This window comes from Brevundimonas aurantiaca (genome assembly GCF_014199955.1).
GTDB lineage: Bacteria > Pseudomonadota > Alphaproteobacteria > Caulobacterales > Caulobacteraceae > Brevundimonas > Brevundimonas aurantiaca.
Map to the genome: position 1 here is coordinate 277427 of NZ_JACHOQ010000003.1, position 21995 is coordinate 299421.

Below are 21995 nucleotides of genomic sequence, written 5' to 3' on the forward strand. Positions count from 1 at the left end.
ACAGGAGCGAGCGACGTCGGCGGCCAGGTCTCCTGGCTTGCGGGTCATAAACCGCCGTCCTCGCCTTCCCAGTCACCCAGTGGCGCCGAGGTCTAGACCCCGGACGGACGACGCTCTCGCCGCCTACAGTTGCGGGCACAGCCACGGTGTCTCACCGTGTTCCCTTAACCGCCTGATCCGGCCTATCGCAGGGGCGACAAGCCTGTGCAAGAGCCGGTCAACGGGCTTGAGCGCCAGGACGCGATCCGTCACCCTGTCGCAACATGAACGCCCCTGTCTCTCACCCGCCTGACATCGCCGCCGCTCTGGAGGGCGCCACGCCCTTCATGGCCCAGTATCTGACGGCCAAGGCCGGTCAGCCGGACGCCATCCTGTTCTTCCGCATGGGCGACTTCTACGAGCTGTTCTTCAAGGACGCCGAGGTGGCGGCGGCGGCTCTGGGCATCACCCTGACCAAGCGGGGCAAGCACCAGGGCGAGGACATCCCCATGGCCGGGGTGCCGGTCCACGCCATGGAGGGCTATCTGGCCCGGCTGATCCGCCTGGGCCACAAGGTGGCCATCTGCGAACAGCTGGAAGACCCGGCCGAGGCCAAGAAGCGCGGCGGCAAGGCCGTGGTCCAGCGCGGCGTGGTGCGGGTGGTGACGCCCGGCACCCTGACCGAGGACAGTCTGCTGGATGCGCGCGGCGCCAACCGGCTGGCCGCCGCAGCGATGCGCAAGGGTCGCGCGGCCGTGGCGGTGGTCGAACTGTCTTCCGGCGCGGTGGACAGCGTCGCCTGTGCGCTGGAGGATCTCGGGGCGACCCTGGCCGCCTTCCGCCCGTCCGAGGTCCTGGTCACTGACCGCATCTATTCCGACCCGACGACGCGGGACGCCCTGGACGGGTCCGGCGGCGTGGTTCAGGCCCTGGCCTCGGCCATCGCCGAGCCCCAGGCGGCGCGGACGCGGGTCGAGCGGCTGTACGGGGTTGCGGCCCTGGACGGGTTCGGCGCCTTCGAGGAGGCCGAGGTCTCGGCGCTCGGCCTGATCGCCGCCTATCTGGAGACGACCCAGGCCGGCAAGGTTCCGGCCCTGGCCCCGCCCCGCCGTCTGGGCGAGAGCGGGTTTCTGGCCATCGACCCGGCGACCCGGGCCAGTCTGGAGATCGACCGGACGCAGAGGGGCGAACGCGAAGGCTCGCTCTTGGCCTGTATCGACCGCACCGTCACCTCGGGCGGGGCCCGGGCCCTGGCGGAACGGATCGCCCGGCCGCTGCGCGACCCCCTGGCGATCAATGAACAGCTCGATGCGGTCGAATGGCTGCTGGAGCGACGCGATCTGCGGCGCGCCCTTCGCGACGGTCTGAAGGCCTCGGCCGATGTGGCGCGGGCGGTTGGACGGCTGGCCCTGGGGCGCGGCGGTCCGCGCGATCTGGCCGCCGTGCGCGTCGGCCTGTCCGTCGCCGAGGGGATCGCGGGCCTGTTCATCGGCCAGGTGGACCCGCTCACCGGCCGGCCGCGCCGCATCGCCCTGGCCCTGGACCGACTGAACCTGTCGCCCGAGGTGTCGCGGCTGAAGGCCGATCTGATCGACGGCCTGGTGGACGAACCGTCCCATCTGGCCCGCGACGGCGGTTTCGTGCGCCCCGACTATCGGCCTGAACTGGACGCCGCCCGCACCCTGCGCGACGACAGCCGCCGGGTGGTGGCCGATCTGGAGGCGCGGGCGGTCGCCGAGTCCGGCGTACCCTTCAAGGTCAAGCACAACGCCGTCCTGGGCTATTTCCTGGAAACCTCGGCCAAGGCGGCGGAGGGTCTGTTGCGGGCCGGGCCGGACAGTCCCTTCATCCACCGTCAGACCCTGGCCAGCCAGGTACGGTTCACCACGGTCGAACTGTCGGAGCTGGACGCCCGGATCAGCCAGGCCGGTCACCGCGCCCTGGCCATCGAGGCCGAGACCTTCGAGGGCTGGCGGCGCGAGGTCGCCCGCCTGGCCCAGCCGCTGCAGGCGGTCGCGGAGGCTCTGGCCGAGCTGGACGCCCATGCGGCCCTGGCGGAATGGGCCCAGGAGGCCGGGGCGACTCGGCCGGTGGTGGACGACAGTCTGGTCTTCTCGGTCGAGGCCGGGCGGCATCCGGTGGTCGAGGCGGCGGTCAAGGCGGCCGGCGATCCCTATACGCCCAACAACGCCCGCCTGGACGGGTCTGGATCGGACTGCGCCCGCCTGGCTATCGTCACCGGGCCGAACATGGCCGGTAAGTCGACCTTCCTGCGCCAGAACGCCCTTCTGGTGATCCTGGCCCAGGCCGGGGCGTTCGTACCGGCGCGCGCCATGCGTCTGGGCGTGGTCGACCGGCTGTTCAGCCGCGTCGGCGCCGGCGACGACCTGGCGCGGGGCCGGTCCACCTTCATGATGGAGATGGTCGAGACTGCCGCCATCCTGACCCAGGCCACGCCGCGCAGCTTCGTGGTCCTGGACGAGATCGGCCGCGGCACGGCCACCTATGACGGCCTGGCCATCGCCTGGGCCACGGCCGAGGCCCTGCACGACGTCAATCGCGCCCGCACCCTGTTCGCCACCCACTATCACGAGCTGGCCCAATTGGAGACGCGGCTGGACCACGTCTGCAACCTGTCCATGACGGCCAAGGAATGGAACGGCGATCTGGTCTTTCTGCACGAGGCGGCGCCGGGGGCGGCGGACCGATCCTACGGCGTTCAGGTGGCCAAGCTGGCCGGGGCGCCGGCCGCGGTGGTGGCGCGGGCCAAGGCGGTGCTGGAGCGGCTGGAAGGGGAGAAGGCCGCTGCGGCCCGCCTGGACGATCTGCCGCTGTTCGCCGTGGCCGAGCCGGAGCCGCCGCGCGCGCCCTCCAGGCTGGAGGCGGCCTTGCAGGCGGTGGACCCCGACGCCCTGACGCCGCGCGAGGCTCTGGAGACGCTCTACAGGTTGAAGAGCCTGGCTGATTGAGAAGATCGGCCCTTGCCAGGGATAGAAATCTAGACCCTGTTCGGTAACAGTCGTGGTCCGCCAGACCGAATCGCTGAGGATCGGCCATGAAGCCCAGCGCGCTTTCCCTTTCCGGCAAGACGGCCTTGATGGTCATTACGGCCCTCGGCGTCCTGACCCTGGTGCTGACGGCCGTCGCTGCGGTCCTGCTGACCCGCGACGCTGAGGCCCAGGCCGCCGAGCGTCAGGAGGCCAATATGCGGGTCGCCTGGGACGTGCTGGCCGATTACGGCGACGGCTTCACGGCGCGCGACGGCAGGCTGTATGTCGGATCGACTCCGATGAACGACTTCGTCGAGCCCGTGGACCGGATCAAGGCCCTGGTCGGGGGAACCGCGACCGTCTTCCTGAACGATCTGCGGGTGACGACCAATGTGGTCAAGGATGACGGCTCCCGCGCCGTGGGCACTCGGCTGAAGCCCGGCCCCGTCTATGACGCGGTGCTGAAGGCGGGCGAACCCTATCGCGGTCAGGCGGACATTCTGGGCAAGCCTTATTTCGTCGCCTACGACCCGATCAAGACCGCTTCGGGTCAGACCATCGGCGTGCTGTACGTCGGCATCCCCAAGGCCGACTTCATGGCCCCGGTAAACCAGGTCATCTCGGCCCTCGTCCTATGCGGCCTGATCGCCGCCCTGATAGGGGTGGCGCTCTGCCTGCTCGCCTCTCGCCGCATGTTCTCGCCCCTGAAGGCGCTTTGCGATCGGATGGAGGCCCTGCGACAGGGCCGGACCGACTTCGACGCGCCCTGGGCGGCCCGTCAGGACGACATCGGCCAAATCGCCCGGGCGGTGGTCGCCTTCCGCGAGGCCGCCGTGCGCCAGAAGGCCACGGAAGCCGAGACCGAGGCCATGCGTGAGGCCGCCCGCGCGACGCGAGAGGCGGGAGAGGCGGAGCGGGATCGTCTGGCCGAGGAAGACGCCCGGGTCGCCGCAGCCCTCGGGGAGGGCCTGTCCGCCCTGGCGCGCGGCGATCTGAGCCACCGGATCACCGCAGACTTCGCTGAGCGCAGCCGCCAGCTGAAGGACGACTACAACGCCGCCGTGGACACCCTGGCGGCGACCATGGCCGACATCATCGACCTGGTTGAGGCGATGCGGGCGGGAACATCGGAGGTGACGACCGCGACCGACGACCTGTCGCGCCGCACCGAAAGACAGGCCGCCGCCCTGGAACAGACCGCCGCCGCTCTGGACCAGATCACGGTCACGGTGCGCAAGACTGCGCAAGGCGCCCGGTCCGCCGCCGACATCACCGCCGAGGCCCGGAGCGGCGCCGCGACGCGAGAGCAGATCATCGCCGAGACCACAACCGCCATGGGCGAGATCGAGGCGACCTCGGGTCGGATCGGGCAGATCATCGGGGTGATCGACGAAATCGCCTTCCAGACCAACCTTCTGGCGCTTAACGCCGGGGTCGAGGCGGCGCGGGCGGGCGAGGCCGGTCGCGGTTTCGCGGTGGTGGCCTCCGAGGTTCGCGCCCTGGCCCAAAGGTCGGCGGAGGCCGCGCGGGAGATCAAAGACCTGATCGCCGCCTCCAGCGCCAGCGTCGGCGAAGGCGCCCGACTGGTGTCCCAGACCGGTGCGGCCCTGACCGCCTTGATCGGCCAGGTGGCCGAAATCAACCAGCTGGCCGGCGAGATCGCCGCCTCGGCCAAGGCGCAGGCCGAGGGGCTGGCCGAGGTCAATACGGCCGTCAACCAGATGGACCAGACCACCCAGCAGAACGCCGCCATGGTCCAACAGACCACCGCCGCCAACCAGGCGCTCAGCCAGGAGGCGGAACGGCTGGCCGAACTGGTGTCGCGCTTCCGTCTGGGCGACGGGGCGCCATACGGCGACGCTCAGGACGAACGGACGGTCTGGGCCGCCTGAGCGGGATCGAACAGGCGCAAATGAAAGGCCCGCCCGGATCCTCCGGGCGGGCCTTGTCACATCGACTGACAGGTCGACGGGGGCCGGATCAGGCCTGCATCATCCAGCCTTCGACGTCCATGGCCGCCTGACGGACGGCTTCCGAACGGGTGGGGTGGGCGTGGCAGGTGCGGGCGATGTCTTCCGAGGCGCCGCCGAAGCTCATGGTGACGGCGGCTTCGTGGATCATTTCGCCGGCCTGGGGGCCCATGATGTGGACGCCCAGAACCTTGTCGGTGGCGGCGTCGGCCAGAACCTTAACGAAGCCGTCGGTCTCGTGGTTGATCTTGGCGCGGCTGTTGGCGGTGAAGGGGAATTTGCCCTTCTTGTAGGCGACGCCTGCGGCCTTCAGCTGATCCTCGGTCTGACCGACCCAGGCGACTTCGGGGAAGGTGTAGACCACGCTGGGCACCAGAGCGTAATCGACGTGGCCGTATTTGCCGGCGATGGTGTCGATCACGGCGACCGCGTCTTCCTCGGCCTTGTGCGCCAGCATCGGGCCATGGGTCACGTCGCCGATCACCCAGACGCCATCCGCCACCTTGAAGTGGTCATGGTCGATGAAGCCGCGCTTGTCCGGCGTGACGCCGATGGTCTCCAGACCCAGGCCGTCCGTATAGGGCCGGCGGCCGATGGCGACCAGGACGACGTCGGCCTTCAGGGTTTCGGCGGCGCCGCCGGCCGAGGGCTCGACCGTCAGCTCGACCCCGTCCTTGCCCGACTTGGCGGCCGTGACCTTGGCGCCCAGTTTGAACGTCATCCCCTGTTTGGTCAGGGTGCGCTGGAAGGCGGTGGCGACCTCGGTGTCCATGCCGGGGGTGATGCGGTCCAGGAACTCGACCACCGTCACCTCGGCGCCCAGGCGACGCCAGACCGAACCCAGCTCCAGGCCGATGATGCCGGCGCCGACCACGATCAGCTTCTTGGGCACGGCCGGCAGGGACAGGGCGCCGGTGGAATCGATCACCTTGCCCGCTTCAAAGGCGACGCCGGGCAGGGGGGTGGGCTCCGAGCCGGTGGCGATGACGATGTTCTTGGCCTCGAGCGTCTGGACCGAACCGTCGGCGGCGGTCACCTCGACCTTGCCCTTTCCGACGATCTTGCCCTTGCCCTTGATCCAGTCGGCCTTGTTCTTCTTGAACAGGAACTCGATCCCCTTGGTCAGGGCGGTGACGCTGTCGTCCTTGGACTTGTGCATCTGGCTCAGGTTCAGCTTGGGCTGGACCTCGATGCCGATCTTGGCGAACTCGCTGTTGGCGGCGTCGAACATTTCCGAGGCGTGGAGCAGGGCCTTGGACGGCATGCAGCCGACGTTCAGGCAGGTGCCCCCCAGGGTGGCGCGCATCTCGACGCAGGCGACCTTCAGGCCCAGCTGGCCGGCGCGGATGGCGGCGTTATAGCCGCCGGGCCCCCCGCCGATGATGACGACGTCGTAGGGAGCGGGGGCTTCGGCCATGATATCCTCTGGTCTTCTGGCGCGCGGGAAAAGCGCGCGGACACTAGCGCCGACCCCGCACGGGTCAACCGCCGCGCATCATATGGGGCGCGGAATCGACCTTTGCAGGGGGTCAGACGACCGGCTCGGCCCTGGTCTGCTCCTGCGGCGACGGCTCGGGCTGGGCGCCGGCGGCGCCTTCAGGCGTCAAATCCAGCGGCAGGGTGATGGCCACCTCAGCCCCCTCGCCCGGGGCGCTCTCCACGGTCAGGGCGCCGGACGCCTGTCGGGCGAAGGCGAAGGCCTGAGACAGACCCAGCCCCGCCGCGTCGCTTCGGGTGGTGAAAAAGGGTTCGGGCGCGCGACGCAGAGTGTCCGAATCCATGCCGGGGCCGGAGTCGCGCACGCTGAGCCGCAGGTCGCCGGCCGAGGCGATCGCCAGACGAACGGCGACCGATCCGGATCCGTTAGAGGCCTCGACCGCATTGCGGGTCAAGGCGATGACCGCCGCCTCGAATGCGACGGGATCGACCCGCGCCGGCGCGGGCTGGTTCGGGGTCTCGATCATCAGATCGACGCCCGGTCCGGCGATCTGGCGCAACCGGCCCTCCAGCCCCGCCAACAGTACGCCCAGGTCCAGGCGCCGCAGCAGGGTGCGGTCCTCGTCCTGAGAAAAGGCGCTCAGCCGGCGGGTCATCTGTTCGCCGCGTCGCCCCGCCGTCAGGGCCGCCTGACCCAGCCGGCGGACCCGGTCAGGATCGTCGGAGTGGCGCAACAGCATGTCCAGGGCGGAGGTCATGACGTTCAGCAGGGCGGCGAAATCCTGCGTCACCCCGCCCGCCAAACGGCCGACATTGGCCATGCGGCGTTCGGCCTCCAAGGCCTCACGCAGATCGCGCTCCGCCTTTTCCGCCTGGGCCAGCGCCTTTTCATGGGCGAGCGCCTGGGCCTCCTGACGGCGGGAGAATTCGGCCTGGGCGGCGGTAAGGGCGGCGGCGACCGCGTCGGAGGCGGCCGCATCGTCGTCCGCCTCGGCGAGGGCGGGCGCAGCCGGGGCCGTATCCTGGGCCTCGGATACGGACGAGCCGGCCAGAAGGATCGCATCCGCAGCGTCCGCCTCGTCGGTCAGAGGCAGGAGGGTCCAGCGGATCGCCGCGCCCTCGGCGTCGATCGTCTCTATCGGAGGGATATCCTCGCTCGGAGCGGTCAGAACGGCTCTAAGGGTCTGGCGAGCCTCGACCCGGCGGTCGGGCGGCAGGAACAGGTCGGCGAAATCGGCCCCCGCCACGCCCTCGCTGCGGCCCAGCATGACCAGGGCGGCGCGGTTGGCCTGGCGGATCGCGCCGTCGGGCCCGACCACCACCAGGGCGCTGGAGGCGGCGTCGAAGACGCGGTCGGACAGGCTCGGTCCCGCCGGGCGCGCCGAGGGCGCGGCCGGGGGCGCCGGCGGAGGCGTCATCGGTTCGATCGCCGGGGTGGTCAGGACGTCCGTCTCGACGATGGCGGCGATCGAGCCCGTGATCTGGCCGTGCTCGTTCTCGATCGGCATGGCCGTCACCGAAACCAGCATCTTCTTGCGGGTCGCCGCATTGACCATCAGGTGCTGAAAGCCGCGCACCGTCTGGCCCCGCAGAGCCCGTGCGCTGGGAAGGAGGTCGGGCGGCACGGTCTTGCCGTCCGGAAAGGTGATGCCCCAGGTGGCGGAGTGGAACCGCAGCCCCAGGAGTTCGGCGTCGCGACGGCCCAGCAACTGATGCGCGGCGCGGTTGGCGAAGACGAACTTGCCCGTCTGGTCCGTCTCCACCATGGCGACGGGCACGGCGTTCAGGGTTTCGAACAGGCGGCGATCCGAGGACTCCGCCACCTTCTGAACGATGTCCAGCTGATCCGTCGCGCTGGCGTGGCGCACCCGGTTGGCGATGGCGAACCAGATGGCGATGACCGCCGCGACATTGCCGAAGCCCGCCAGGAGTCCAAGCACCAGGGTCCAGTTGACCTCGCCTTCGAGGAACATCAGTCGATCCGTCTCAATTTGGGGCTCACATCCCCCGCATCGGCGTCCCCGTGCAAAAGGCGAACCGGTGAAGCGGAGACTTAGCGGGTTAACCACACGACATCGCGACAGGCCTCGTCAAGCCGTTCCAACCCTCTCAGCCCCAACGAAAAAGGGGCCGGACGTCGCCGCCCGGCCCCTTCCATTCGCGGCTCGGCTGAGCCTTACAGTTTGAAGCGAACGCCGAAGAAGACGTTGTAGCCGAACTTCTCGTACTCATAGGTCCTTTCCTTGACCCCGTAGTAGCGGACGCCCGCCGAGTCGGTGAGGTTCTTGGCCTCGCCGAACACTTCGACGCCGTTGCCGAAGTCGTAGCTGGTGGTGAAGTCCAGCTGACCGCGACCTTCGACATACAGATCCTTGCCCGGATTGGTCGCGTCGATCGCCTCCAGGAAGTCCCCGCGGTGGGTGTAGGAGATCCGCGCGCTGAACCCGTACCGCTCATAGAAGAGAGCGGCGTTGTAGGTTTCGTCCGACTGACCCGGCAGGGCGAAGGTGTCACGGCCGGCGAAGGCGCGGCTGGTTTTGATTTCCGCATCCGTCAGGGTGTAGTTGGCGAAGACGCCGAAGCCGGACGCCCAGCTCGGCAGGAAGTCGAACGTCTGCTGCCAGTTGAACTCGACGCCGGCGATGTGGCCGTCGCGCGCATTGCGGGCCTCGGTCACCTGGGCGACCGTGCTGGTCGGGGTGACGTAGGGCACATTGTCCGTCACCAGGGTGAAGCGGTAGTTGGACAGGTCCTTGTAGAAGGCGTTGGCCGAGACCACGCCCAACGGACGCAGATAGTATTCCAGGCCCAGATCGACGTTGTTCGAAAGGGTCGGCTTCAGATCGGGATTGCCCCGTGTCACGGTCGTGCGGCCGCTGTCGGTCGTTTCCAGAACGCGCGGCACGATGTCCGTATAGTCCGGGCGCGAGATGGCGCGGGTCAGGGCGAACCGTCCGATCAGCTGATCGCTGAAGCTGTGGCGCAGCGTCAGATTGGGGAAGAAGTCCGTCTGATCGCGATCGACCGTGACCGGGGTCTGGGCGCCCGACAGGGCGACGCTGGTCGCCGACCCTTCGAAGTCCGTCTTCTCGACGCGCAGACCCACGAGGACATTGGTTGCACCAAGGTCGAACTTGGCCTGAGCGTAGCCCGCCAGGATGTCTTCGTCGGCGGTGTAGTCGGCCGTGATCGACTGAGGAACGCGACGCACTCCAGCGGCCGGATCGGGATTGGTCGAGGTGGTGCGGATGCGATCGAAATAGTCGGAGACCAGACCGGCGTCGAACTTGAAGCCGAGGTTGTAGTCGTAGTTTTGCGACGGACGATCGCTGAGCAGCGTAGCCAAGGCGCCAGGATTTGCGGCGGCGGTGCGGTCGCGGAAACGCTCCTCATCGGCCGTCACTTCGCGGGTGCTGTACTTGGCGCCGAACTTGAGCTCGACTTCGCGCCCGCCGATGACCGTGGGCAGTTCGAGGTCGGTCTTGAAGGCGACGTCGTCCTGTTCGGTCGAGTTGGACCGGAAGGTGTTTTCCCGGAAGCTGTAGTTGCCGGCGTTTAGATAGAAGCCGGTGGGCTCGCTGAACACCGAATAGGTCGGCTGGTAATGGTCGGCCGTATTGTAGGACAGTTGCGTGGCCGAGGAGCGATAAACCAGTTCATCGCGATGGGGATAGGTCTGTTCGCTGTTGGCGAACGACAGGGTCGCGTCCCACACCAGGCCGTTGGCGAAGGTGTGTTCGCCGCCGAGCGAGACGGTGGAGATGTCGTTCTCTTGGGTGCGGTGGCGAAGCTGCTTGTAGATGCGCGCGTTGTTGAAGGTCGCGCTGGTGTCGGTCGAGCCGGGTTGCAGGGCGCCGTCGCTATAGGTCAGATTTAGCGTGTTGCGGAACTCGTCGTCGCGGAACTGGGCGTAGGAGCCCTTCAGCCAAACTCGGGTGGCTTCGCTGGGCCGCCATTCCAGGGCGCCGGTCGCGGCCTTGCGCGTCCGCTCGGTCTCATAATCCTTGAACAGGCTGTTTTCCAGACCCCACACCTGACCGCCGCCCTGGGCTGTCGTTCGGTTGATCAGGACCCACCCGTTCTCGACATTGTCGGGGCGGCGGTTGGTTTCGGAATAGCTCAGCGAGACCAGGGCGCCGAAGTTTTGGTTGGCGCCGAATACGTTGGAGGCCGTCAGGCCGCCGCGATAGTCTTGACCGCCGTAGTCATTGTAGCTGCCGCCGGCGTAGCCGCTGACCGCCAGACGGCGCTGGTCGAAGGGCGAGCGCGTCTTGATGTTTACGGCGCCGGCGATGGAGTCCGCATCCTGGCTGGGACGCAGGGTCTTGGAAACCTCGACGGTCGAAATGATGTCGCTGGGCAGGGTGTCCAGATCGACCGCACGTGTCGTCGGGGACACGGCGGGGATGGCGACGCCATCCACCGAAACGGCGGTGAAGCTGGAGGGCGCGCCGCGGACGTTGATGTAGCGGCCTTCGCCCTGGTCGCGCTGGATGGCGATCCCTTGGACGCGTTGCAGGGATTCGGCGACGTTGGGGTCAGGGTAGCGGCCGATGGCGTCGGCCGACAGGACGTTGACGGTGCCGTCGGCGTTCTTCTGCTGGTTCAGCGAACGGGCCACGCCGTCGGTGATGACGCCGGTGACGATCACGTCACTGACCGTTGCGGCCTCAGCCGCGCCCAGGGCGATGGCGACTTCGGTTCCACCTTGAACCACATTGACGGTCTGGCTGGCCGAGGGCTGGCCGATGTAGCGCACGTCCAGAACCGCCGTACCGGTCGGCAGAACCAGGTCGAACTCGCCCTGGGTGTTGGTCACGGCGCGTTGGCCGGTAGCGCGAACGACCACCTCCGCACCCGGGAGGGCGTCGCCGGCGGCGTTGGTGACCCGTCCGTGAACCACTTCGCCGGCGACAGCGACCGAGGCGGCCAGGGCGGAGCTCTCATAGGCGTGAGCCGGCAGGGCGGCGGTCACAGCGGCGAGCGACGCGAGCGAGGCGCCCGCGAGGAGATGGAATTTCATGACGATGTCCCCAATGCCGGGTTCAATCCCGACGAATACAGCCGCGCTTAGCGCCGAGCGGCGAAAGGATCGCGACGGTTCAGCGACGCTTGCGGATCGGTTCGGCGTCGCTGGTGTGACAAATCGTCAGTAGGCTGGCGAATCATCGTTCTGTCGTCTCGAAAACGTCACTCATTCGCCGTTGACGCCGTGCGGCGTCTTGCGGATCAGGCGCTTCTCATTCCTTAGGGGGGATATCATGAAGGTCAATCTAGGCGCCGTTTGGTCCGGGATCTCGATCGCCGCACTCCTGCTCGCGGCCTGCGCAACCCATGAGGTGGATTTCCAGGGCGAAGGCGAAGGCTTCGTGGGGCCGGGGGCGGAGGTTCAGGCGGTGCTGGAAACCCCCTCGGTCGGCACGGCGGGCCAGGACGCCGCCGACGACCCGGCCGTCTGGGCGTCGTCAACCCCGGTGACGGTCGGGGGCCAGACCACGCTCGGTTTCGTCGCCGGCACGGACAAGAAGTCGGGTCTTTACATCTACGGTCTCGACGGGCGGATCCTGCAATTCCTGCCGGAGGGCCTGCTGAACAACGTCGATCTGGTCGAAGGTCTGACCGTCGAGGGCCGTCCGCAGATCGTCCTGGGCGCCAGCGACCGCACGCCGGGCAAGACGGGGGTGTCTCTGTATCTGTTCGACCCGGCGGGAACCGGCGACAACCGCGTGCGGCCCTGGGGCGCCGTCGCTACGGACGTGGTCGAACCCTATGGTTTCTGCTTCGCGCGTCGGGGCGATGAGGTCCATGCGATCCTGGTCGGGCATGAGGGCGAGCTGCGCCAGTTTATCCTGAGCGTGGACGCCGCCGGCCGTCCGGCGTCGCGCGAGGTGCGCCGGGCCGAGATCGGTTCGATCTCCGAAGGCTGCGCCGCCGACGAGGCGACCGACGCCCTCTATATTAACGAAGAGAACGTCGGCCTGTGGCGCTATGGCCTCGATCCGGCCACGGGCGCCGCGCGCACCCTGGTCCAGCCGATCGCAAAGGACCGCCTTGTCGCCGACGCCGAAGGGCTGACGACCCTGACCGATGGAGACAAACGTTATCTGATCGCCTCCAGCCAGGGTGATTCGACCTTCCCCGTCTGGCGCATCGACGGCGCGGCGCCCGAATACAAGGGGCGGTTCAAGGTCGTGGACGGGGCGGTGGACGGGATCACCGGCACCGACGGCCTGGCCGCCGCCGGCGGCGCGGTCGGCCCCTTCCCCGAAGGGGTGGTGGTGGTCCAGGACGATGTGAACGACGTCGGGACCCAGAATTTCAAATATGTGGACTGGCGCGACATCCGCCGCGCCCTCGGGCTCTAGGACCCGCCGGTTCTACTGATCCTCGTCAAACTTGCGGGCGACGAGGTCCGTCAGGGCCTCAATCGCTTCCTGAGCGTCGGAGCCTTCGGCTGAGACCTCGATCTGGCAGCCGATCCCGGCTCCCAGCATCAGCAGGCCCATGATCGACCGGGCGTCCACGGTGACGCCGTCGCGCGAGACATGGATCTCGCTGTCGAAGCTGGACGCGAGCTTGACGAACTTGGCTGAGGCGCGGGCGTGCAGCCCCCGCGCGTTGCAGATGTCCAGTGTGGCGGTGACGCTCATTTCTCGCCTGCAAGCACCCAGGATGCGACGGAGATGTATTTGCGACCGGCGTCCTGGGCATGGGCCACACAGGCCTCCAGCGTCTCACGCCCGCGCACGCTGGCCAGTTTGATCAGCATGGGCAGGTTCAGCCCGGCGATGACCTCGGCATGGGTCTGTTCCATCACCGAAATCGCCAGATTGGACGGCGTGCCCCCGAACATGTCGGTCAGCAGGATGACGCCGTCGCCGTCGTCCACGGCGGCGGCGGCGTCGACGATGTCGCGCCGACGGCGCTCCATGTCGTCTTCGGGGCCGATGCAGATGGCCGCCACCCCGCGCTGCGGGCCGACCACATGCTCCATCGCCGAAAGAAACTCCGAGGCCAGTCCCCCGTGGGTGACGATAACAAGGCCAATCATGAGAACGTCACTCGCATCCCCCGAACCATCCCCGGACCTCTCCCTGTCCGACAGGGAGGCCGGACGCGCCCACCTCGGGACCGCAAGGGCCGTGTCATAGACTCGTTGCGCGCCGGTTCAAAGCGTTCCGAGCGCGACTGCGACCATCTCGACGGCGGATGGGGGGCGGGGGTCCAGCGCCAGGAGCGGCAGATCCACCCCCGCGAACCGGCGGGTTTGCGGTTCGGGCAGGCGTTCGACCGCCTCGGGCGCGCAGGCGACGGCCATGACGACACGGGCGACCCAACGTGTTCTGGCGGACACGATTCCGACCCCGCGCGCCTCGATCCGGCCGGCGATCGACTGGGGCGCCGTAGCGTAAAGCGAGCCGCCTGAGGCCCAGACACGGGTGTAGTCGTCGCTGACCAGTCGCCAACCGCGTCCGATCAGCCGCAGCGCCAGATCGCTTTTTCCGGCGCCTGAGGGCCCCAGGATCATCACCGCCCGCCACGCCGCCTCGTCCGGTCCGCGCCGGGCCACCGTGGTTGCGTGGATAGGGGCGGCCTCGGTCACGGACGGCGGCCGTTCGCCGGCAGGGCCACCACGAAGCGGGCGCCCAGGATGCGGTCGCCCTCCGTCATATTCTCCGCCCAGGCGCGTCCCCCGTGCGCCTCGACGATCTGGCGGACGATGGACAGGCCCAGACCTGAGTTCGATCCGAAGGCCGCGCCCCTGGGTCGCGAGGTGTAGAAGCGTTCGAATACCGTCTCGAGATTTTCGGGCGGCACCCCCGGCCCCTGATCCTCAATGCGGATCCGGATCGGCAGCTCGCCCTCCGTCTCTTCCAGGGTCACGCGCACCGATCCGTCGGCCGGACTGAAGGAGCGGGCGTTGTCGATCAGATTGCGGAAGACCTGGCCCAGAGGCCCGTCGCGCCCCACCACCCGCAGCGCCTGAGCCGGCGGATCATACAGGACCGGAATGTCGCCGGGCTTGGCCGTCGTCTCATAGACGTTGACGATGTCGCTCAGCAGGGTGTTCAGGGCGATGGGGCGGGGCCGATCGCGCGACAGTTCCGCATCCAGCCGCGAGGCGTTGGATATGTCGGTGATCAGCCGATCCAGGCGCCGCACGTCCTGCTGCAGCAGGGCGGTCAGTTTTTCGCGCTGAGCGTCCGTCTTCACCAGGGGCAGGGTCTCCAGGGCCGAGCGGATCGAGGTCAGGGGGTTCTTGATCTCGTGCGACACGTCAGCGGCGAACCGTTCGATCGCGTCCATCCGCGTGGACAGGGTGTCGGTCATCGATTCCAGCGACCGGGCCAGGTCGCCGATCTCATCCTTGCGGTCTTCCAGATCGGGAAGAGAGATGGATCGGGCCCGTTGCAGCTTGACCCCGTCCGCTGCCGCCGAAAGCCGCATGATCGGTCGCGCCACGAACAGATGCAGCAGCAGGGAGGCCAGGAGATTCACCCCCAGGGCCACCAGGGCGAAGGGCACCAGGGCGCGCCTCTGGGCGCCGAGGATCTCATCGACATTGCCGGCCTCAAGCGTCAGCACCCCCAAGACCTGACGCACATGTCGGATTGGAATGGAGACGGAGACGACGCGATCGCCCGACTCATTGCGCCGGAGCGTGGTCTGGGGCGCGCCGGCCAGTGCCAGCTCCACCTCGGCCGTCACCTCGCGCTCCGCCGCGTCCTTCTGTTCGGCCCGACGCGCGTTGACGCGCGCCAGATCGCCGGGCGCTTTGGAGCCCGCCGGGCGGGCGGGCGGCAAGGCCTGGCCGGGGATGTTTTCGGTGACCTGATAGCTGTCGATGACCTGCAGGCCGTTGATGTCGTACAGGCGCACCCGCTGCCCCTCGGGCACGAAGTTGTCGCGCAGCCAGCGGGCCGCCTCGCCGACGTCCAGCTCCGGGGTGGGCTCGCCTCGCGTGATGCTGAGCTGCCCCAGCACATTGCCGAGCAGTTCGGCCTGGACCTTCAGCGATTCCTGGCGCGCCTGAATCAACCCCTTGCTCCATTCATTGAGCAGGAGGGCGCCGCCGAACAGGATCAGCAGGCTCAGCAGGTTGAGGGCGAGGATGAAGCCGCCGAGCCGCGAGCCGCCGAAGCGGAACAGCGGCCGTCGATGAGGCTCTTCCTCGGTCTCGCGGCCGGGAAGATCAGCTTTCGCGGTATCGGTAGCCGACGCCATACAGGGTCTCGATCGCGTCGAACTCGGGGTCCACGGCGCGGAACTTCTTGCGCATCCGCTTCACGTGGCTGTCGATGGTGCGGTCATCGACATAGACTTGGTCGTCATAGGCCGCGTCCATCAGATTGTCGCGGCTCTTCACGAAGCCGGGGCGCTGGGCCAGGGCCTGAAGCAGCAGAAATTCCGTGACGGTCAGCTTCACCGGCTTGCCGTCCCAGGTCGATTCATGGCGCGCCGGGTCCATGCTGAGCTTGCCGCGCTTTATCGCCTTGCCGGACACCTCGGCCGAGGGCTCGGGCTCGACGCCGTCGGCGCCGGTGCGGCGCAGCAGGGCCTTGACCCGCTCGATCAGCAGCCTCTGGCTGAACGGCTTGTGGATATAGTCGTCGGCGCCGAGGTTGAAGCCTAGGATCTCGTCGATCTCTTCATCCTTGGAGGTCAGCATGATGACCGGGAGCTGCGAGGTCTGGCGCAGCCGGCGCAACACCTCCATCCCGTCCATGCGCGGCATCTTCACGTCAAGAATGGCCAGATCGGGCGGCGTGCTCTCCAAGGCCGCCAGACCCGATGCACCGTCGTGATAGGCGGTGATCTTATGGCCATGGCTTTCCAGCGCCAGCGAGACGGACGTCACGATGTTCTCGTCGTCATCGACCAGGGTGATGTTGGCCAAGGGGTCTTCTCCTGAACTTCCCGTTCCCGAAACCGAGAACGGACGGCAAGCGTAACCGTTCGATCGCGGTTACATTAGGGCCAAGACAGATGGGCCGCCAAGCCGCAGGTTTCAACGACGGCGATAGGCGGATCCTTCAGAAACTGACAATTTACCGGGCAACCCCGCCTTAAAGCCTTGGCGCTTAGGGTGGTCGCATGGCCGGCCCAATCCATTATGAAGTCTATGTCCGAAGGACCGCCCCGGCGGCCTGGACCCTGCTGATCGCGACCGAAGACCGAAAAGCCGCGCTGGAAACCGCCGAAGAGCAGTTTCAGGCCAAACAGGCGGTCGCGGTGCGGGTCACCAAGGAGACGCTGGACCCAGAGACGATGGAGTTCAACAGCCTGACGATTCTGAATCTCGGGCTGCCGGAAGAAAAGTCGAAGAAGAAGCCGGAAGCGGCGGCCCGTCCCGCCTGCGGCTCGCCCAAGGAACTCTATGCGCCCCATGCTCGGGCCCTGATCGGCCGCGTCCTCGAGGACTGGCTGAAGCGGCACGGGGTGACCGCCTTCGAGCTTCTGCACCGGCCGGATCTGGCGGAACGGCTGGACGCCTCGGGCGTCGAACTTCAACATGCCGTTCAGAAGGTGGCCGTGCCCGAAAGCCAGGCCGGCGGCCAGGATCTGCATGGGATGGTGCGCCACTACCAGCGGCTGGCCGACGCCACGATCTCCCAGCTGATGAAGGCGGGCCGAAGCGGCCAGTTTCCGTCACTGGACGATCTTTCGATCGCCGATGTGGCCCATCGCCTGTCGGGATCGGCCGACCGAGCCTTCATCATGGGCGGCGTGGCGGCCCAGGCCCTGGCCGATCGTCAGGGCGCACGGGCGCGGCTGGACCGGCTGATGGATCTGATGGATGGCGCGCCGACGGAAGGGCCGCCGCGCGCCCTGGTGGTGAGCGTCGTCGAGCAGATTGCGACGGAGATGCTGGCGATCCGGTCAAATCTGGCTGACATCCTGGGGCCGTCCTTGGATCTCGGCGCCAGTCTGGCGGCCCTCGTGCGGATGGTGGCGCCCAAGGAGGTGGAGCGGTTGATCGCCGTGGATCCCCGGATGGGGCTTCTGACCCCGACCGTGGATGGCCCCGCAGCCCGGCTCGGCAGCCGGATCGCCGCCGGCGACTTTCCGCGTCTGTCGGCCGCCTTGGCCCGATTCATAACGCGCGAACTGTCCAGTTCCCGCCGCCTGCGCCCCTCTGATCCGGCGGGCGAGATCGATATTCTTCGGACCCTGGCTATGGCCCTGACGTCCGCCTCGGGTCGGCTTTTGACCCTGGAGGAGGTGCAGAACGCCTTCGTCGATCGGTCCAGGAGCCTGGTCACGCCCGATTTCGTCGCCTCCTATGTTCAGTCATGCGCGACCGTATTGGTCGAGGCCGAACATCTGACGCGGCTTTGCGAGAATGTCACCGGCGCCGCCAACAAGCGGGCGGCGGCGCGATGGCTGAGCGGCTGCGTCAAATCGGTGAGGCTTGAGGCCGAGCTCCGGCAATCGACGCCGGGCGGTCCGAACGCCTCGCAGAAACTGCTCACTCTGGCGCGGCTGCAGCGCTCGGTGCGCGCGGTGCAGTTGGGAGAGATCGACGAGCGTGAGATCGCCGCCTCGATCGGGACCTTGGGCGGAACCCTGGAGGCGGACGCCGGCCTGATCAGCCAGATCGCCCGCGCCTCGGCCGCCGTGACGCAGAAGCTGGGCGTCCTGCTGAGAATGGCGGCCGGCGAAACGGCGCCTCTGGGACCGGCCGCCGATCGCGCCCGGACGGAAGCGCTGCGCATGCTGCGCGCTTCCGAGGTCAAGGACGCCCTGAGCGTCGAGCCGGAGGCGTCGGCTGCGCTGAACGCCCTGATGCCGGCCGCCGGGATTCGGCTTTAGGCGTCAGTCGAAAATGTCGAAGATGCTGTCGCGCTTCTTCTTCTTGTAGTGATAGCCGTCGTCGCGGCGGCGATCGTCCCTGTAGCCCTTGACCTCTCCATAGTCGGACGGCGCGTTCCAGGGGCGGGTCTGCGGCGAGGGGGCGGAGGCGGCGGCGCGTCCTTCATCGACGGCCGAGGCCATCAGGGTTTCCAACTCGCCGCGATCCAGCCAGACGCCGCGACAGGTCGGGCACATGTCGAACTGGACGCCGTTCCGATCCAGGCTCTGCATCGGGCTGTTGTCGTTGGGGCACATCAGAAGGGGCATGGCGGGGCTCCGGGTCGGTTGACGATCGGGTGCGACGCGACGGGAAGGCAGGGGGTCCGAGACCCGTCGCGTCGATGCACCCGTGCGGTCCGACATCGCATCGCACGCCCAGGGGAGGGGAACCCGGCCGCGACGACGCCAGAGGGGCCCGTTCCGCAAACCCAAGCTAGGGGGTCGGCGTCTGCGCCGCCATGCGTCGTGGCGCCACAGGGCGCGGCTTGATCATGCTCTCGCTTTAATCTGGAGCCTGATTCACCGTTTCAGCGGAACCGCGAAGCGGTTCCTCCTCAACGGATCAGGCTCTAGCAGACCTGACCGGCGGCCCAGCCTGAAGACCAGGCCCACTGGAAATTATAGCCGCCCAGCCAGCCGGTGACGTCCACCGCCTCGCCGATGAAATAGAGGCCGGGGACGGACTTCACGGCCAGAGTCTGCTGGTCCAGGGCGGCGGTGTCGATCCCGCCCAGGGTGACCTCGGCCGTGCGGTAGCCTTCGGACCCCACCGGTTTCACCGTCCAGGCGTTGACCGCCTGGTCCAGTCGCCGCAGGGCCTTGTCCGACAGATCGGCCAGATTGCCCGCCACGCCTTCGCGCGCGCACAGGTTCTCGGCCAGCCGACGCGGCACGATCTGGGACAGGGCGGTGTGGACCGCCTGGCGTCCGTTCGCCGCCTTGGCGGCCTTCAGCGCCTCGAACACGTCGTGATCCGGGGCCATGGCGGCGACTATGGGCTCGCCCTCGCGCCAGTAGGAGCTGATCTGAAGTATGGCCGGACCGCTCAGGCCGCGGTGGGTGAACAGCATGGCTTCGTCGAACCGGGCCCTGCGCATCTTCTCGGCCGGGGCCGAGGCCACGCGAGCCTCCACCGCAACCCCGGCGAGCGGCGCCAGGGTCTCCAGCAGGCCCGCCTCGAACGTCAGCGGCACAAGAGCGGGACGGGTCTCGGTCACGCGGATGTCGAACTGCCGCGCGACCTCATAGGCCCAGCCGGTCGCCCCCATCTTGGGAATGGACTTTCCGCCTGTGGCGACCACCAGCGAGGCCGTCGCGATCTCGGACCCGTCAGACAGGCCGATCGACCAGCCCTCGCCCTTTCGGGCGATCCGATCGACGCCGGTCCTCATCCGCAGCTCGACCCCGGCCTCCGCCAGGGCGTCGGTCAGCAGTCGCACGATCTGTTTGGCGCTGCCGTCGCAGAACAGCTGGCCCAGGGTCTTCTCATGCCAGGCGATGCCCGCCTGATCGACCCGCTTTATAAAGTCCTGGGGCGTGAACCGGCGCAGGGCCGAGGTGGCGAACCGGGGGTTTTCACCCAGAAAGTTCGCCGGCCCGCAGCCCAGATTGGTGAAGTTGCACCGTCCGCCGCCGGAGATGCGGATCTTCTCGCCGGGATTGGCCGCGTGATCGACGACCAGAACCCGACGGCCGCGCCGCCCGGCCTCGGCGGCGCACATCATGCCGGCGGCGCCGGCCCCGACCACCAGGACGTCGAACGACGCCCGGCTCACGAGACCGGCTCCGGGAGGCGGTTCTTAGTAGCGGTAGTGTTCGGGCTTGAACGGCCCTTCGACCGGCACGGAGATGTAATCGGCCTGTTCCTTGTTCAGCACGGTCAGCTTGGCGCCCAGCTTGCCCAGGTGCAGGGCGGCGACCTTTTCGTCCAGGTGCTTGGGCAGGGTGTAGACCTTGGTCTCATAGGCCGACTTGTTGGTCCAGAGTTCGATCTGGGCCAGGGTCTGGTTGGTGAAGGAGGCCGACATCACGAACGAGGGGTGGCCCGTGGCGTTGCCCAGGTTCACCAGACGGCCTTCCGACAGCAGGATGATCTTCTTGCCGTCCGGGAATTCCACGTGGTGGACCTGGGGCTTGATCTCGTCCCACTTGAAGTTCTTCAGGCCCGCGACCTGAATTTCAGAATCGAAGTGGCCGATGTTGCAGACGATGGCGTTGTTGCGCATGCGGCGCATGTGATCGACGGTGATCACATCCTTGTTGCCGGTCGCGGTGACGAAGATGTCGGCCTTGTCGGCGACGTCGTCCAGGGTCTGGACCTCATAGCCTTCCATGGCGGCCTGAAGGGCGCAGATCGGGTCGATCTCGGTCACGATCACGCGGGCGCCGCCCTGACGCAGCGAGGCGGCCGAGCCCTTGCCCACGTCGCCGTAGCCGCAGACCACGGCGACCTTGCCCGACAGCATGACGTCGGTGCCGCGACGGATGGCGTCGACCAGGGATTCACGGCAGCCGTACAGATTGTCGAACTTCGACTTGGTGACGCTGTCGTTGACGTTGATGGCCGGGAAGGGCAGCTCGCCGCGTTCCGACATTTGGTAGAGGCGGTGCACGCCGGTGGTGGTCTCTTCCGACACGCCGCCGATGGCGTCGCGGATGGCCGAATAGAAGCCGGGCTTCTCCTTCAGATACCGCTTCATGACCTTGTAGAGGGCTTCTTCTTCCTCATTGGTCGGGTTGTCGAGGACCGAGGGGTCCTTCTCGGCCTTCGGACCGAGCACGCACAGCAGGGTGGCGTCGCCGCCGTCGTCCAGGATCAGGTTCGGATAGCCGCCGTCCGCCCATTCGAAAATCTTGTGGGCGTAGTCCCAGTATTCCTCCAGGGTCTCGCCCTTGACGGCGAAGACCGGGGTGCCGGCCGCGGCGATGGCGGCGGCGGCGTGATCCTGGGTCGAGAAGATGTTGCACGAGGCCCAGCGCACCTCGGCGCCCAGGGCTTCCAGCGTCTGGATCAGAACGGCCGTCTGAATGGTCATGTGCAGGCTGCCGGCGATCCGGGCGCCCTTCAGCGGCTGGTCCTTGCCGAACTCGGCGCGCAGCGCCATCAGGCCCGGCATCTCCGTCTCGGCGATGGCGATTTCCTTCTGGCCCCAGTCGGCCAGAGCAATGTCGCGGATGATGTAGTCGGTCATGGCAGGGGCTCCTGGCCGTAAGGGGGTATTGCGCGCCTCATAGCCCGGCAGGCCTGAAGGAGCAATAAACATATAAGGATGTCCTTATATGCGAGGGCGTAGCCGTTTATTAAGCGCCGCGCGTTAGGGTCACGCCATGGAACGCCGCGCCCTCCTCGGTCTCGCCCTTGTCGCAACGGCCGCCGCCTCGGCCTCGCCGGAGCCCGCCGCAGCCTCTTCGAGCAAGGAGGGCGGCGGCGCCTCCGCCGAAACCTATTTCCGACTGCCGGTCGTCACCGCCTCCATCGCCGGGCTGGCCGGGCGCCGAGGGGTTCTGTCGATCGAAACCGGTCTGGACGTGCCCGACGCCGCCCTGCGCCTTCGCGCCCAGCAGTCTGCGCCGCGTCTGCGCGCCGCCTATAACACCGCCGCTCAGCAGTTCGCCGCCGGCCTGCGGCCCGGCGCGGCGCCCGACATCGACCGCCTGGCCGGCGCCTTGCAGGCGGCGACCAACGCCACCCTGGGCCGCCCCGGCGCCCGGTTGCTGCTGGGCACGGTTATGGCGATCTGACCGCTCGTCTCGGACGGGCGGG

General features: G+C 67.9%; 16 protein-coding genes and 1 riboswitch. Of the genes, 5 read left to right on the top strand and 11 right to left on the bottom strand.

All coding sequences use genetic code 11. From position 1 onward, the window contains the following. Positions 1-5: 5 nt before the first annotated feature. Positions 6-213, bottom strand: a riboswitch (cobalamin riboswitch). A gap of 50 nt (positions 214-263) precedes the next feature. Further along, entirely contained in the window at positions 264-2948 is a 2685-nt protein-coding gene (gene mutS, locus GGQ93_RS08855) for a DNA mismatch repair protein MutS (RefSeq protein ID WP_183216463.1), read from the top strand. An 86-nt stretch (positions 2949-3034) separates the two neighbouring features. Next, on the top strand, positions 3035-4861 hold the full coding sequence (locus tag GGQ93_RS08860) for a methyl-accepting chemotaxis protein (protein WP_183216464.1): 1827 nt from the start codon (positions 3035-3037) through the stop codon (positions 4859-4861). Positions 4862-4949: 88 nt separating this feature from the next. On the opposite strand, the gene lpdA is transcribed toward GGQ93_RS08860, so the two are convergent. The 3 genes from lpdA to GGQ93_RS08875 form a co-directional block, all read right to left on the bottom strand. Beyond that, on the bottom strand, positions 4950-6356 hold the full coding sequence (gene lpdA / locus GGQ93_RS08865) for a dihydrolipoyl dehydrogenase (RefSeq protein WP_183216466.1): 1407 nt from the start codon (positions 6354-6356) through the stop codon (positions 4950-4952). Between the two features lie 112 nt (positions 6357-6468). After that, complete coding sequence (locus GGQ93_RS08870; RefSeq protein ID WP_183216469.1) at positions 6469-8349, bottom strand: PAS domain-containing sensor histidine kinase; 1881 nt, start codon at positions 8347-8349, stop codon at positions 6469-6471. A gap of 203 nt (positions 8350-8552) precedes the next feature. Next, positions 8553-11399, bottom strand: coding sequence for a TonB-dependent receptor (locus tag GGQ93_RS08875; protein ID WP_183216471.1), 2847 nt, complete (start codon positions 11397-11399; stop codon positions 8553-8555). 238 nt (positions 11400-11637) lie between these two features. On the opposite strand from GGQ93_RS08875, the gene GGQ93_RS08880 reads away from it, so the two are divergent. Then, the gene (locus GGQ93_RS08880) at positions 11638-12741 is read left to right on the top strand and encodes a phytase (protein WP_183216473.1); all 1104 of its coding nucleotides are present in this window, start codon (positions 11638-11640) and stop codon (positions 12739-12741) included. A gap of 12 nt (positions 12742-12753) precedes the next feature. On the opposite strand, the gene GGQ93_RS08885 is transcribed toward GGQ93_RS08880, so the two are convergent. The 5 genes from GGQ93_RS08885 to chvI form a co-directional block, all read right to left on the bottom strand. Continuing rightward, positions 12754-13026 carry an HPr family phosphocarrier protein gene (locus tag GGQ93_RS08885; RefSeq protein ID WP_054764348.1) on the bottom strand — a complete coding sequence of 91 codons (273 nt, stop codon included), beginning with the start codon at positions 13024-13026 and terminating at the stop codon, positions 12754-12756. After that, on the bottom strand, positions 13023-13427 hold the full coding sequence (locus GGQ93_RS08890) for a PTS sugar transporter subunit IIA (RefSeq protein ID WP_054764347.1): 405 nt from the start codon (positions 13425-13427) through the stop codon (positions 13023-13025). The genes GGQ93_RS08885 and GGQ93_RS08890 overlap by 4 nt, the downstream gene beginning before the upstream one ends. Positions 13428-13544: 117 nt before the next feature. After that, entirely contained in the window at positions 13545-13979 is a 435-nt protein-coding gene (locus GGQ93_RS08895) for an HPr kinase/phosphorylase (RefSeq protein WP_183216475.1), read from the bottom strand. Continuing rightward, positions 13976-15601: a two-component sensor histidine kinase ChvG gene (gene chvG, locus GGQ93_RS08900; RefSeq protein ID WP_183216477.1), complete on the bottom strand. Its 1626-nt coding sequence runs from the start codon at positions 15599-15601 to the stop codon at positions 13976-13978. The genes GGQ93_RS08895 and chvG overlap by 4 nt, the downstream gene beginning before the upstream one ends. Then, the gene (chvI, locus tag GGQ93_RS08905; protein ID WP_054764344.1) at positions 15570-16274 is read right to left on the bottom strand and encodes a two-component response regulator ChvI; all 705 of its coding nucleotides are present in this window, start codon (positions 16272-16274) and stop codon (positions 15570-15572) included. The genes chvG and chvI overlap by 32 nt, the downstream gene beginning before the upstream one ends. Before the next feature lie 197 nt (positions 16275-16471). On the opposite strand from chvI, the gene GGQ93_RS08910 reads away from it, so the two are divergent. Continuing rightward, complete coding sequence (locus tag GGQ93_RS08910; protein WP_183216480.1) at positions 16472-18190, top strand: hypothetical protein; 1719 nt, start codon at positions 16472-16474, stop codon at positions 18188-18190. Positions 18191-18193: 3 nt separating this feature from the next. Here GGQ93_RS08910 and GGQ93_RS08915 read toward each other — a convergent pair whose 3' ends face one another. From GGQ93_RS08915 to ahcY, 3 genes are all read right to left on the bottom strand, one after another. Beyond that, entirely contained in the window at positions 18194-18499 is a 306-nt protein-coding gene (locus GGQ93_RS08915; RefSeq protein ID WP_054764343.1) for a TFIIB-type zinc ribbon-containing protein, read from the bottom strand. Between the two features lie 302 nt (positions 18500-18801). Beyond that, a complete protein-coding gene (locus GGQ93_RS08920) occupies positions 18802-20007 on the bottom strand; it encodes a BaiN/RdsA family NAD(P)/FAD-dependent oxidoreductase (RefSeq protein ID WP_183216482.1) in 1206 nt (401 codons plus the stop codon). Between the two features lie 24 nt (positions 20008-20031). Then, the gene (gene ahcY / locus GGQ93_RS08925) at positions 20032-21423 is read right to left on the bottom strand and encodes an adenosylhomocysteinase (RefSeq protein WP_183216484.1); all 1392 of its coding nucleotides are present in this window, start codon (positions 21421-21423) and stop codon (positions 20032-20034) included. 136 nt (positions 21424-21559) lie between these two features. Here ahcY and GGQ93_RS08930 point away from each other — a divergent pair, with 136 nt between their 5' ends. Continuing rightward, positions 21560-21973: a Tat pathway signal protein gene (locus GGQ93_RS08930; RefSeq protein WP_182713752.1), complete on the top strand. Its 414-nt coding sequence runs from the start codon at positions 21560-21562 to the stop codon at positions 21971-21973. The last annotated feature ends 22 nt before the right edge of the window (positions 21974-21995 follow it).

Excerpts from the sequence above, each read along its gene's own strand:
- GGQ93_RS08880 (WP_183216473.1), top strand. The coding sequence starts at position 11,638 with ATGAAGGTCAATCTAGGCGCCGTTTGGTCCGGGATCTCGATCGCCGCA.
- GGQ93_RS08890 (WP_054764347.1), bottom strand. The coding sequence starts at position 13,427 with ATGATTGGCCTTGTTATCGTCACCCACGGGGGACTGGCCTCGGAGTTT.
- chvG (WP_183216477.1), bottom strand. The coding sequence starts at position 15,601 with ATGGCGTCGGCTACCGATACCGCGAAAGCTGATCTTCCCGGCCGCGAG.
- GGQ93_RS08875 (WP_183216471.1), bottom strand. The coding sequence starts at position 11,399 with ATGAAATTCCATCTCCTCGCGGGCGCCTCGCTCGCGTCGCTCGCCGCT.
- GGQ93_RS08860 (WP_183216464.1), top strand. The coding sequence starts at position 3,035 with ATGAAGCCCAGCGCGCTTTCCCTTTCCGGCAAGACGGCCTTGATGGTC.
- GGQ93_RS08870 (WP_183216469.1), bottom strand. The coding sequence starts at position 8,349 with ATGTTCCTCGAAGGCGAGGTCAACTGGACCCTGGTGCTTGGACTCCTG.
- GGQ93_RS08885 (WP_054764348.1), bottom strand. The coding sequence starts at position 13,026 with ATGAGCGTCACCGCCACACTGGACATCTGCAACGCGCGGGGGCTGCAC.
- lpdA (WP_183216466.1), bottom strand. The coding sequence starts at position 6,356 with ATGGCCGAAGCCCCCGCTCCCTACGACGTCGTCATCATCGGCGGGGGG.
- GGQ93_RS08915 (WP_054764343.1), bottom strand. The coding sequence starts at position 18,499 with ATGCCCCTTCTGATGTGCCCCAACGACAACAGCCCGATGCAGAGCCTG.
- ahcY (WP_183216484.1), bottom strand. The coding sequence starts at position 21,423 with ATGACCGACTACATCATCCGCGACATTGCTCTGGCCGACTGGGGCCAG.
- mutS (WP_183216463.1), top strand. The coding sequence starts at position 264 with ATGAACGCCCCTGTCTCTCACCCGCCTGACATCGCCGCCGCTCTGGAG.
- GGQ93_RS08930 (WP_182713752.1), top strand. The coding sequence starts at position 21,560 with ATGGAACGCCGCGCCCTCCTCGGTCTCGCCCTTGTCGCAACGGCCGCC.
- GGQ93_RS08910 (WP_183216480.1), top strand. The coding sequence starts at position 16,472 with ATGGCCGGCCCAATCCATTATGAAGTCTATGTCCGAAGGACCGCCCCG.